The organism is Olivibacter sp. SA151 (genome assembly GCF_054130995.1).
The window spans coordinates 4499689-4512686 of record NZ_CP096391.1 but is presented as its reverse complement, the minus strand read 5'-3'; the positions used below and the strand labels follow the sequence as shown (position 1 = coordinate 4512686).

10 protein-coding genes are annotated in these 12998 nt (G+C 39.6%); 3 read left to right on the top strand and 7 right to left on the bottom strand.

Annotated elements, in window-relative coordinates; genetic code table 11:
• Positions 1-31 precede the first annotated feature (31 nt).
• The 4 genes from M1D52_RS18535 to M1D52_RS18520 all read right to left on the bottom strand — a co-directional run bounded on the left by M1D52_RS18535 (position 32) and on the right by M1D52_RS18520 (position 4012).
• Positions 32-1519 carry an alkaline phosphatase PhoX gene (locus M1D52_RS18535; RefSeq protein WP_437393320.1) on the bottom strand — a complete coding sequence of 496 codons (1488 nt, stop codon included), beginning with the start codon at positions 1517-1519 and terminating at the stop codon, positions 32-34.
• Positions 1520-1625: 106 nt separating this feature from the next.
• Positions 1626-2162 carry a hypothetical protein gene (locus M1D52_RS18530; protein WP_049794995.1) on the bottom strand — a complete coding sequence of 179 codons (537 nt, stop codon included), beginning with the start codon at positions 2160-2162 and terminating at the stop codon, positions 1626-1628.
• 152 nt (positions 2163-2314) lie between these two features.
• On the bottom strand, positions 2315-3520 hold the full coding sequence (gene hmpA / locus M1D52_RS18525) for an NO-inducible flavohemoprotein (protein WP_013665784.1): 1206 nt from the start codon (positions 3518-3520) through the stop codon (positions 2315-2317).
• 54 nt (positions 3521-3574) lie between these two features.
• A complete protein-coding gene (locus M1D52_RS18520) occupies positions 3575-4012 on the bottom strand; it encodes an RrF2 family transcriptional regulator (protein WP_013665785.1) in 438 nt (145 codons plus the stop codon).
• Positions 4013-4255: 243 nt separating this feature from the next.
• Between M1D52_RS18520 and M1D52_RS18515 the strand changes: the two genes are divergently transcribed.
• Both M1D52_RS18515 and M1D52_RS18510 read left to right on the top strand, forming a co-directional pair.
• Positions 4256-5215 carry an SGNH/GDSL hydrolase family protein gene (locus M1D52_RS18515; RefSeq protein ID WP_013665787.1) on the top strand — a complete coding sequence of 320 codons (960 nt, stop codon included), beginning with the start codon at positions 4256-4258 and terminating at the stop codon, positions 5213-5215.
• 97 nt (positions 5216-5312) lie between these two features.
• Positions 5313-5999 (top strand): MCP four helix bundle domain-containing protein, encoded by a 687-nt coding sequence (locus tag M1D52_RS18510; RefSeq protein WP_041387335.1) that lies wholly within the window; start codon positions 5313-5315, stop codon positions 5997-5999.
• Positions 6000-6002: 3 nt separating this feature from the next.
• Here the strand turns inward: M1D52_RS18510 and M1D52_RS18505 are convergent, their stop codons facing one another.
• Positions 6003-6308 (bottom strand): hypothetical protein, encoded by a 306-nt coding sequence (locus M1D52_RS18505; RefSeq protein WP_013665789.1) that lies wholly within the window; start codon positions 6306-6308, stop codon positions 6003-6005.
• A gap of 94 nt (positions 6309-6402) precedes the next feature.
• Positions 6403-9258: a TolB-like translocation protein gene (locus M1D52_RS18500; protein WP_437393321.1), complete on the bottom strand. Its 2856-nt coding sequence runs from the start codon at positions 9256-9258 to the stop codon at positions 6403-6405.
• A gap of 1341 nt (positions 9259-10599) precedes the next feature.
• On the opposite strand from M1D52_RS18500, the gene M1D52_RS18495 reads away from it, so the two are divergent.
• Positions 10600-11817 carry an acyloxyacyl hydrolase gene (locus M1D52_RS18495; protein WP_377612223.1) on the top strand — a complete coding sequence of 406 codons (1218 nt, stop codon included), beginning with the start codon at positions 10600-10602 and terminating at the stop codon, positions 11815-11817.
• 53 nt (positions 11818-11870) lie between these two features.
• Here the strand turns inward: M1D52_RS18495 and M1D52_RS18490 are convergent, their stop codons facing one another.
• Positions 11871-12947, bottom strand: coding sequence for an LptF/LptG family permease (locus tag M1D52_RS18490; RefSeq protein WP_013665792.1), 1077 nt, complete (start codon positions 12945-12947; stop codon positions 11871-11873).
• Positions 12948-12998: the final 51 nt, after the last annotated feature.

Below are 12998 nucleotides of genomic sequence, written 5' to 3'. Positions count from 1 at the left end.
AGGGGAAAACAGGTAGATGTGATGAAATTAGTTATTTAGCAATTCCTTGTACAATGACCACTTGTCCGCCTTCTTTGTTATCTGTCAATCGGGCTTCGCCTCCATCTGCATTTAAGTATTTGTCATCTTTCCACGTGTGCGGGTGAATATTGACGATAAAGGTATTGGGTTTACCGATTAGATCAGATATATCATACATAGCCCCATACTCCCAAGTGCTCAACGTTTGAACGTTATCCGGATTGTATTTTGCGTTAAAAGCTGCTTCATTTCTTCGGTGGTTCATTTGAAGCATCGGTTTCAACTCTTTTGTTGCTATGGCGTATTGCCAAATCGTTCCATCATGTTTGTTTTCTTTATAGAAAGAGTCGCCGTCCTCCTGAATGTATACGAAATTCTCCGTTACGCACAGGTTATCTGGATTTACGATGCTCTCACCTGGGTTATCGATGCCGTCAACAGCTATTTCCAATTTTCCTTTCAGCGGGTTGTCTGCGTCTAAAACCAGTTTATAAACGCGGCCCCACATGGTTTTCCCTGTTACAGGTGTCAATTTATCAGACTGACTTACGCCGGTAGCGGTAAAGTAAACCTCCCTGCCATTGGCTCCTCCACCTTTTTTATAGTCGATATCCTCTACGCGGGCAAACATAATGGCGTTTTTTTCCACGGTTTGTTGTTGTAACTGCGCACCGGTGCTGGATTTTACGTTATCGAGTTCAACAAACTCTACATCATAGCTGTTCCCTTTCTCGATATCCGTTTCAACAGTGTTATTGTCACTTCTCTTTAGTACATATAGCTTGCCATCTTCCAGGTTGCCCTGATTATTCGATACGTACATGGCCACCTGTCCATCCCCTTCATCTTCGCCAATGAGGACCACGGTTTTTCCTGAATAGGCATCTTTAGGTAATGGTACAGCATTCTCAGCGCTCCAACGACCAAAGGCAAGATTTGTACGTTGCGTGTTTTTTTTATCAATCGGCCCTAATGGGTCAATCACATGGATTAAAGATTCAGCGCCGCTTTCCCCCGCAGTGAGGAATAACGGTTTTGAAAAGCCGTGCTCTTCCGGTGTTGCCAAGGTTGCCGAACATAAACGGGTCATGCCCCCATCCGAATCTACAATGTATTCGCCTTTGACCGGTCTTAATTCGTTGTTTAAGTATACTCTTGAAACCGATTGCAGTATCTCATGATTATTGATAAGAATGTAGCCGCTTCCATCCGGATTTTTAAGCATGCCTGCACCATCAGGTTGCGCACCAAAGATAAAGTCCGGTGATTCCGGTAACACGTCATCGCTGCTAATGAGCGTAGTGATTTTTAGATTGTCGAAACCCGCAAGGGTTTTTATTAAGGAAGGATTAACCGACTGATCAACAATTTCCAATTCCGGGTTTGTTTCATTGTCATTTTTGTCGTCGTCTTTACTACATCCCCCTATCAATGCGGTTGAAAGTACAAAGGATGTTATACCTAATCGTAAAGCATATTTAGCGTTTATGTTTAGCATAGTCTTCAATATTGATTTGCTATAAAAATAGTTGGTCAATATGAGCTAAGATTTAAGACTATGTTAATTCTTGGTTGATAAAAAAATGGATTCTTTTGAAGAACGTTTATTCAACTACGCGTACAACTACCGGTTCCCCGTTAGCCATACCACTTACATTACCTGCATTATATTGAATCGTATAGGTGCCTGGTTGAGTAATGCCATATCCTTTCATGATCGAAAAGCGTATACTGTCCGATGTGGAAGGCGCCACCGTACAATAGCTCTCGGCGGGAGGGGGCATCACTCTTTTCGCCATAGCACCGAGATAAGGCACTTCTGTTCCTTGTGTATTGGTAATGGTGAGAAAATTGCTTATAAAGCCTTCAAACGGTGTATGGTATTGCGTAAAACGCAAGGTATCCTTTGTGGGGTTGTATACTTTGAACACGATGGGAAGGCTATCCGATAAACGGACAACGCTATCGATTTCCAATACGGCAACCAGCGTAGTGTCTCCATCCATCATCGATTCCGCTTGTTTGGCCCGAAGGCTTTCAGGTTCTTCGCCCTGCTTAGTTGCATTTTGTTGGCACTGAGTGAAGGTGAGCAGTAAGCCGGTCACTAATAGGGAATAACAAATACTAAATTTCTTCATCATATACCACAAAGGTAAGTTTTTTAAATTAACTACAAGTTCCTGAACTAATACGTAAACAAAGTTATGGGTTAGCGGGAATGATGGTCTAATGACAATGCAGTCAGGTAACGATGCACTACTGTTTGTTAAGAAGTGCATCGCTAATTTTAGCATTAGGCTGCTGAAATTGAAGCAGGTCCAAATTCCTCGAAGTGTATCGAATCTTTTGAGATTCCGATAGACAAAAGGTAATTATAGTGTGTTTTTATGAATGGGCCAGGACCGCAGATATAATATTGGGCCTGCCGATACAAGAACTCCTCCGGAATCTTATTAAGGGAAACCCATCCTGGCAGGATATCTCCTGTTTTCGAGTCGCTAACAACGTCGTAAAAGATATGCTGTTGTAGCTTACCGTGTTGTGATGAGATATGATGTAGATGTTGTTTAAAAGCGTGTACTTGCTCGTTACGACATCCATGAATCCACGTGATTGGTACCGGAGACTTCCGGTCGACTAAATGTTCTAGCATGGATAGGAGGGGTGTTTGACCAATTCCGCCACTAATAAACACTTGTGGAGACGTTTCTCCTTGCTTCAAAATAAAATTCCCCGAGGGTGCTGAAAGATCAATAATAGCACCTTCTTCAATATGTTGATGCAGACGATTACTGATCATGCCATCCGGTTGTTTCGCTCCAATTTCTTTTTTAACAGATATTCGATAATAGATACCGTTTGGTTTGCAGGATATACTATATTGTCTGGGCTGCAATAACCCAAGTTCAGGAAGGAATAAACGTAAACTGACGTATTGGCCTGGAAGAAAATCTGCCACTGGTCCGTTGTCAGTTGGGTAAAGATAAAAGGAGGTGATTTCTGCAGATTCCTTTATTTTTTTCTCCACTCGGAAGGGACGCCAGCCAACCCAGCCACCGCTTTTTGTTGATTTTTCTTTATATAGTTTCTGTTCGTGTCCGGACATGAGCTGTGCAAGTTCATGATATGCCTGCTCCCAAGCTTTCAATAAATCTTCTGAAGCTGCATCTCCCAGCACTTCTGAAATAGATGCAATGAGGTGTCCACCCACAATGGCATATTGTTCCGGCCTTATGTCGAGACTGGTGTGTTTCTGTCCAATGCTATCAACGACTGGCATCAGTATACCGGGATTATCGATATGCTCGGCATAGGCGAGCACAGCCATCGCAAGAGCCGTTTGTTGTTTTTTATTTTGCTGATTCCCCATATTGAATACGTGTTTCAACTCGGGATTGTGCTTAAACATCCTTTCGTAAAAGTGAGTAGTTAGTAGTACTCCATTCTCTTTAAGTACCGGTACGGTACCTTTTACAAGTGCTTTCTGTTGTTCATTCATTTTTATTTCAGTTGTTAATAAAAGACTTTAAAGTCTTTTATTTGGGTAAAAAAACTATTTATTTAATGTAAGCTGCCCTTTGATAAGTTCTGCATTGAACTGACCAATGGTCGTGTTGCGTAACATCAGCGTGATCTGATTTCGAACTTTTTTAAATTCGCCATGTAAGGGACAAGGATATTCTTCCGAACAATAAGATAGACCCATTCCACAACCTTTAAAAATCGTGTCACCTTCCACCGCTATTACAATGTCTGCTAAAGGGCGACTAAAGCCTGAGGTATCAATATAAAAGCCCCCATTAGGGCCTTTAACCGATTGAATTAGCCCTACTTTGCTTAATTTTTGCAGTATTTTCGCTAAAAAAGCTTCCGGGGAATTTACAGCATCAGCTATCTCCTTGATACCTGTACGCTGCCCTTCGTGTGATCTTTGTGCAATGTAGAACACAGCACGCATTGCATATTCTGCCGTTTTAGAAAAAATTCCCATAGCTTTCGTGTTCTTACAGTTATCCTGTGACAAATATAATGCATGTAAAATAAAAGACAAAAATATCTTTTATTATTCCGCTAACTTTTAATATAAGTTCCAACCCGTTTTGCAAGATTGTTGTTTTCTGCATTACCTGTAGGCGTATAGGTTGATGAATAAAGATCAGCATAAAAAGCAAAGATGACTGACTAATAAATGCCGAATGGTGATTACCTTTGAGTTTCATCAAATAGGCCAGTTATGCAAAAATCAGGATGTATATTGTCTACACTTTTCGTCACTATATACGTTTGGATGGCGGGGATGGGTGTAATACGTGCCCAAGATGCTCCCTATCCATTAGAACATGCTAAGCGAATATTGTTTCTCGGCAATAGTATAACTTATGGTGGAGATTATGTTTCAATATTTGAAACATCATTAAGCGTTAGCTACCCAGCTAATAATCCCGAAGTTATCAATCTGGCTTTACCAAGTGAAACGGTTTCTGGTCTTAGCGAGCCTGATCATGCTGATGGAAAATTTCCGAGGCCCTGCCTTTTTAGCCGAGTAACCAGCGTGCTTCAGAAGAGCAAACCGATCGATATTGCTTTTGCCTGTTATGGAATGAACGATGGGATATACTTGCCTTTTGACATGAATCGCTTTGAAGCGTATAAACGAGGTATGATTAGATTACGTGATTCGTTAGAAGCGGCGGGGGTTAAACGTATCATTTTTATGACACCGCCCATACATGATGATAAAGATAAGGGTTTAGGAGGCTATAATCTTGTTTTGGATAAATATGCAGAATGGTTGTTAGCTCAGCGGAAAGCGAGAGGATGGGAGGTAATTGATGTACATTTTCCAATGCGTGCTTATTTGGAAAAAAAGCGTCAGAAAGATGCTGACTTCAAACTTGCTGAAGACGGCGTGCATCCGGGCAAAGAAGGACACTGGCTAATAGCAAAGGCTCTGTTACAATATTTTCATTTACAAGGAGGATTAGTTAAAACATTAAACGATTTTCTGGAAAGTCAGCCTTATATTGTTAATTTATATACATTGATAGGTAAACGGCAGTCGTTTATGAAAGACGCATGGCTTACCTATACAGGGCACGAACGGCCCGGGATGCCCATTGGCTTGCCGATGGAGGAAGCGGCGATTCAATATGAGCAGCTGGAAAGAGAAATATTTCAATTGAAACGTAATTAGTTTAGCTGATTACTATCCGGACTCCACGAGTTTTTTGTTATAGGAAGTATTTTTCCTTATGTTTGTTTTTTACCACGGCCTATCAATTGTAGACAGTATGAGGTGGACTTACTTTATTCGGCAAAAGCTTAAAGTTGCTTTTTTGTTGTTCTGTATTATGGCATGTTCGGTGTTAATCAGGGTATTAGAGGACAAGAATGTGAAAAGTATTAGCAATGCGCTTTTGTCGATGTATGATGACCGATTGGTGCCTGCATCCGATATTTTTTATATGACGGAACATCTTTATGCCAAGAAATTCCTGATGCTTCAATTCCTTAATGATACAACACCTTCCGCTGTCAGTATAGAGCAGTTAGCGGGACGGATGAAGTACCATAATCAATTTATCGACTCACTGCTAAATAAATACGAAAAAACCTACTTGGTTGATAAGGAAAAAATGTATCTAGAGGGATTCAAAAAGCAGCTTGCACACTATATGTCCTTAGAAAATCATTTATTGGGAGTTTCTGAGATCGGTTTGCAACAACGTGTAACAAAATACCGGGAAGGCGGCGAGGATGCGCTTGATAGAACCATTGCAGGGCTTTCCGCGCTAGAAAGGCTCCAAACTCAGGTAGGTCGCGAATTAATGGCGGATGCACAGTTTGTCATATCAGGTACCCGTTTCTTTTCCACATTGCAGATTATCTTATCTATCGTAATCGGAATAATGGTAGTGGTACTTGTGTTAGCATCCAAAAGTGTGATAAAGAAAAAACAACCGTTTAATTTAAACTAGCTTTTAATCAAGATACTTCCGATCATCTTCTGAAAGATTGGAACGGTAAGGGTCAGTTAACTCTTCTGATTTTGTATTCGTGCTTGTTTGAAAGTTTTGTGATGGGGGATTCAATTTTTCAGTTTTTCTCCTGGGTCGTCCTAAAAGGAAGCCAACAATAACGCCAAAAGCAAACATACTACCCAAGATAGCAAGTTTAGGAATGTAACGGTCACCGAAAATCCAAAAGATTACTTCATCCGTGTTTTTCATTAAAATAATGGTAACCAAAACCGTTAAAATAATAATGAAGATAGTTTTTGCGCTCATAAGCTTATTTTTTGAACTAAAATAACTCTTTTCATAATAAGATCAACTAATATGCCAACTTATGGAACATGTAAGTGTTCTATTTGTTTGTTTTTCAATAGGTATAGCTTACCCCGTACGTGAATATAATATTTTTTGGGCTTGCATCATTAACATAAATAGCGCGTACACCGGCATCGAAATTTGGTAAATAGAACCGGAGAATATTTAGGTCGGCACGTAATTCTATACCTAAGGTGCGGGGAGAGAATTGATTTTGTCGCCCAAAATTTTCGAAATCGGCAAATACTCCTGCTTTAAGTCGCTTAATAAAAGCAAGTGGACTAATGTCCCAATCAGGATAAGCAATAGGAAATCGATAGTCCAAAAATAAAGTATTATGTACGTCGGTAGTGAGAAGTTGATCATATCCGCTAACCATCGGAATATCGTTAGATAAACGGTAATCACCGTTCCTTTCCTGAAAATTAAAACGTGCCTGGAGCGAATGGTTGTTTACTAAACCGGGAAAGTAAAAAGTAGATTTCATGGAAAAAAGGTTTCCCGATAAACGTCGATCAAAAACCATACTTCTATAGATGAAATTCAGGTTCTGTCCCCATTTTGGCGCAAGATCCAGCAAACTCCTTCTGCTGTTTCTGTTGAAATAGTACTGCAGAAGAAGCGGAAATCGTACCTGGGAAAAATTCGGTAAAGAAATGTTCTTTAAACTGATGTCATAACGCCAGGTATAACTCGTCCCAATGGATACACCGGTGTTATAAAGCGTGTTCAGTCGGTTAAAAGTTAAAGGGATGGTGGTTTTAAGCTCGGTATGGTGTTCTCTCCATCGGAGAGGGACGCGCTCATTCGGGTTGTTCTGAAGCCTAACACTGCTTAACTGCGCTTGATTGCGATACTCAACGGTGAATTTGGGAAACCAGCGTTTCAAGGAAGCACTGACGTAGTAGTCGGTACGACTGGTATTCTGGTCATAATTAAATCCAATTCGAGTGGAAAGCGTGTTCAGTAAGTTGTCAGACATCAGTTGCAAGCCTAGATCAAAATTGTCTATACTGGAGATGTCATCGCCCACCGGAGAAATGCTGTGAAAATTAAAAAGGTGCTGAATGTCTTTATAAGGCCTTGAGGCAAAAGTTTTCGTTGGAATGAAGGTAGATGTGTCTGTTATATTTTCTTGCTGTATAAGCGGCTTAAAATAGCTTATAAAGGAATCTCCGCTAGGGGTAATGGACTGACTTAAGGCTTGCCCCAAATTTAGCTTGCTAATCATATAGCCATTTACCTGATAATTATTGAAATAAATGCTTCCTGAAGATTCATCAAAGTAAGGGTTGGTTGCGCCAAATTTGATATTGGTGATTTGTTGGGGGGCTTCTCCTGAATAAGGTAACAGATAAAGGTTGTCGATACCATTGTAATGAGCTTTGAATAAGATGCCTTGCGGAATATAGATCGGTCTTTCTAACTGTTGCTTCTGCCACCCCATCAATAGTCGGCTTTCGCCCGTTTGGAGGTTAACTTCAAGCAACGTGGCACCCTGTTGTTGAACGGCGGTAGTAATGACCTTTGTTCCGCTGCCGTCAAAAGAAGGAGTTTGGACATTGAGGTTTGCAGGCAGAGCAATCCGCCTTTCTTCTGCGCCGGTCGTGCTGTTTAAGATAAGTAGCGATGCCCTGTTTTCGAGATTGATTTCTATTGTGGCAATATGCATCCCATCGGCGCTCAAAGCAGGGGAGAACAGGCGTGTTTTAAAGGTCAGTTGTTTGTATTTTTTACTGGCTAGGTCATATACATTAATGACATGAAAATTTCTTTTCAAATACCGCTTATCATAGCGAAGCTCGTCCCAGGTAATCTTGTTGCCACCATAAGAAAAATGTGGCTCGGTTTGTATTCCGGTTTTTATGACCTCTTCTATCCGGTTATCTGCTGTGATCGAAACGATCTTTGGTACACTATGGTTGCTTATTTGTAAGGCTATTGTGTTACCATTTGGAAGTGCTTTTGGAAACAAAAAATCAATTATTTCAGACCGACTTTCCGGAAAAGATGTGTAGGTTAATGGGTTGGTTTTTTTCAACTGATCCCGCCATAAGCTATCAAGCTCTTCCACTGTTTTCTTATGCCAGGATTCCGTGTTGTAACCCGTTAATGTCTTTAAGCTGCTACTGAAATTGTAAGGTCTAATTGGGTTCTTGGCAATCCGTGTCATCAGGTCTTCTAGAAAATTTTCACCATAGTCTCTTCGCATCTTCGTCGTCATAAAATACCCAAGTTGATAATAACCCGGAGTGATATGTTTTAGCGATCCTAAGAAGTCTTTTTGATAGCTATATTTTTTACCACTTAGTGTATTTGTTCTAAATGGAAGTTCCCATGAAGGCAAGCGACCTCGACCGGCGGTGCTGAGGGTTGTCTCGATTCCTACAGCGTCGCCCTCATAGAACCAAGGTGGGAGTGTGATGCCGAAAATAGCTAGGGCTAGTTGTTCAAAAAGTGGCGCTTTTAAATACCCGGAAATCTTATCGAATTGCACCACATGACGAAGCTCATGCACGGCCAAACTATTGAGCCAATCCTGGTAATCCATTTGCTGCGGTGGGGTAGTGCTGAATTCAGAACGGCGCGGCCCGAGTTGTACAAAACCATTGGAAACCACGTCTCGATTTTGCAAAATAATCGAAATTTTTCTTGGTTTTTTACCAATTGATTTGCTGACTTTGGTTAGGACTGATTCTAAGACATAGGTTAGACGCTGGGCTTGATTCTCAAATTCAGCAGGAAAAATAACTTGGAATTCGGGTGTTTGTATTTCTCTCCACTTTACACTTGGAGGGTTTTGGTAGTCGTCGAAAATCTGTGAAAATGCCAATGATGAATAAAAAAGTGATATTGTTAATGATAAAATGCTGATAAGAAGTGCTTTATATTTATTTTTTTGAGTCATTATAACAGATTGCTAAAAATATTAGTTTTTTATTGGTTGGTTAATTGTTTGATATATTTATTTTTTGTTAATATAAAGTTTAAAACTAATTGATTTTTAATTTTTTATTATTTATTAAGGTGTTTGAATAAGTGCTATATGTCTTGTGTTTTTTTACGAATTTAAGCGAACAGTAGCCTCTTTGTGTGTATTTCGTAAATGTATTTAATTTTTTTTACAACGCTACACTATCTATAGTTTTTTTTTGCGTGGCTTCTCTTCAAATGTTTGATCTCGACTCTTCCGGGTTTTCGCATCATCGAGTTGTAGGCTTCCATTTGTTACGTGTAGTTTCTTTCATAATCTTTGAAAAGTACTATTTATTTAAAAGCATGGTAAGCTGGAAAAAAATGCTCCTATATCGAAACAAAAAAAGATCTTATGGTGTGGGTGGGCCTTCTTTTTGTGGTGTGATCAATAGGGTTAATTGCCTGTTAAGAAGTTCATATCGAGTGCTGTTTTTTTTTCGAGAAGATCGGTTCCTTTTTTTCTCGCTCTTTTCATTTTGTTTTAAAGTTACAGAAGTTTGTGATGTAGGTGCAGGAGGATCGTTTTTTTAAAATATAGCGATTAACCCGAGCGTGAATTGTAATCTTTTTTTCTTTCTTTTTCTAATACTTAGTGTAATTTATGTCTTATTTTTTTGAGTGTTTTATTCATATTCACATTGCTTGAATAAACTGGCAGCTTTAAGAATCCTCAGCAAGATAATAAGCCGGCTATAACCTTAACTAGTAAATACAAAATCATCCCTTTTCAGCGGAGCTTTTGTTGCCTATTCAAATTGCTTGGTCTATATGATTTTTTAATTCGGTTAGCCATTTTAAATAGCTCTGCCTCCCGTAATAGAAACCCAAATCAATTTTCTCTTTGGATCCATTTGTCTATGAGCGCTAAGTGGTATTATCTAATTTCTCCATTTTCATTTTCGAGCAATAATAAAGACGCACGCGGGCTAGGTTTAGTGGTCGTTTTAGGATGGCATTGCGAAAATTTTAGCAAGCCAATAAAATACACTAAGCCTTGTCCGGCACAGATGGCACATGGAGTAAAAATCTGTCGATGCTGATCTTATACCCGTCGCCTTGTTGCCTTAAAATGCATACTTGACTTTCAATAGTTAGCGCACTTTGCAATAAAGAGACTGCTTTTTGACGCTTTTAAGGGCTGAATAAGATTTTAACCTTCTTTGTGGCCGCTTTGGGTTTTGTTTTCTTAAAAGGTCTGAAAAGGGCTTAAAATCGAGTCTGTATTTTTCGGCTAAGGTCTTTTCCTTTTTTATACTTTCAAAAAGGCATAAAAATGTTACCTTTGCGCTCCCCCATTTTGCAATTAAATATGTTGAAATTGTCGAAAATCGTTTTCTCTTTTCTATTACTTTTTACGGTAGCTACCCACAAATCATGGGCCCAATTTCACCCCCGGTATTTGTCTCTATCAGATTCTTCATCAATAAATATTAGTGAAAAGAAGCATTTCGTGATTCAACTGGAACACGAAAATGGAGGCGTATTAACGGGTAATGAACGAGCGAAGGAATCCTTAAGGGATGCCTATTATAATGCTTTTAATTTGAAAATCGGTTGGCAAACCAAGCATGGAGGAGATGTTTACCACCAGCTTTACAATTACCCCGTATATGGTGTAGGGTTGTATTCCAGTACTTTTGGACTTGATCATGTTGGAGATCCCTATGCTGTTTATGGCTTTGTTTCCATCCCCATTAAACCGCGCGTAAACCGTCGGTGGAACTTCAATTATCGCATTTCCCTTGGTCTGTCCGGTAGATTTAATCCCTATAGCGAGGACGAGAATCCCTTCAATTTAATTATTGGTACAAAGAACAATGTTTTTATTGATTTCGGCGGTCAGGTTAACTATACATTGAGTCGGCATTTTCAGATCGGAGCCGGTTTGGCCTTCCATCATTTTTCCAATGGGGCATTAAAACTACCTAACACAGGTATTAATCTGCTTCCTTTCACAGCTGCCGTGACTTATGTGCCCAATGCGAAAACCTTCGATTTTCGCAAGCAATATATTGCCCCGAACCCGAAAGAAGACGAACTTCAGTTTAGCTATGCATTTGGTTTTAAACAATTGGATGAGGATAATGAGCGAAAATACTTTAAATCGACTATCGGTGTCTTTTGGAGTCGCTATTTAGGATATAAATGGCGTCTAGGACTCGGCGCTAATATTTTTTATTCTGCCTCTGCCAACGATCCGGAAGTGGCAGGCGATAAAGAAAGCTCTTTTAATGCCTTGTTTTCGGGAGGGCCGGCATTCTATATCGACCATTTGTTGACATCCAAGTTGTATTTGAATGGGAACGTAGGTTACTATTTGCATCGAAATGAATTTAACCGGGAAACAAAGCCGATGTATCTGCGGATAGGTGGCCGATATTATGTTTATAAAGACTTCTTTGCTGGTGTATCTATTAAGGCGCACGCAGGTAAGGCAGATTTTATCGAGTGGACCACCGGTTATACCTTGGATCTTCGTAAAAGGAAATAAGCCATAAATTGACGTCTGTTTTAGATCAAAATCGCCATCAATGAAAATAGAACCTATTTAGGTGCTTTATAAAGAAGATAAAGGCCCACACCGAGAAAGATCAGACTGGGGATAAAAGCCGCCAAAAGAGGAGGGAGGCCTCCCTTTAGTGAGAACATATTGGCAAACTGAATAAACAGAATATAGGTAAAACTAAGCGCTATTCCGACGCCGAGACTTAAACCGATCCCGCCACGTACCTTTTTGGATGATAAGGAGACTCCCATCAAAGTAAGAATGTAAGCAGAGAACGGATAAATAAAACGCTTGTACTTCTCCAGCTTGAGGTCGGTCATTCTACCGGTACCTCGTATTTTCTCTTTCTCAATATTTTCATTTAACTCCTGGGTGGTCATGGCCATAAATACGTTGTCGCGAATTTCAAAATCTCTCGGTGACATATCCAAGGTGGTGTCCTTGGATGTACCCTTTATCATTTTTTCGTTTAAGCCATTTACTATACGAATTGTATAGTTCTCAATCTTCCAATTGTTTTTGACGGAGTCCCAGGTAATCCGGTCGGCAATCAATTTTTCCTGTAATTCTTGCCCCTTAAAGGTTTCCAAAATAAAATTGTAACCTACTTTGCGGTCGTTGTCAAAATTGTCGATATAAACAAAGCTGTTTTTGTCTATCTGCATATGGGTGGAACTCTTACTGTTATTGTCGATAGGTTTTACATAAATATTCTCAAAACCTATTTTCAGTTTGTTGGTTCGCGGAATAATATAGATGTTAAAAATCAGTGTGACTAGGCAGATTATCGAGGCTGCTATAAAATAAGGTCTCAAAAAACGCCGGAAACTCATACCACCATTTAAAATTGGCACGATTTCGGTTTGATCAGCCATTTTAGCGGTAAAGAAAATAACAGCAATAAAATTGATCAACGGACTGAGGAAATTGAGATAAAATGGAATGAAGCCGGCATAGTATTCGAAAACAATCTTAGAAAGCGGCGCATGGTTTTTGAGAAAGTCATCCATGCGTTCCGAGATATCAAAGATAACGGCCACAACAGTGAAAATAGCCATCGTAAACACAAAAGTGCCAAGGTATTTTTTTATTATGTATTTATCGATGATGTTCACTTGAAAATTGAAAAATCAAAATTAAAAATTAAAAAGCTCATTGGCTAATTA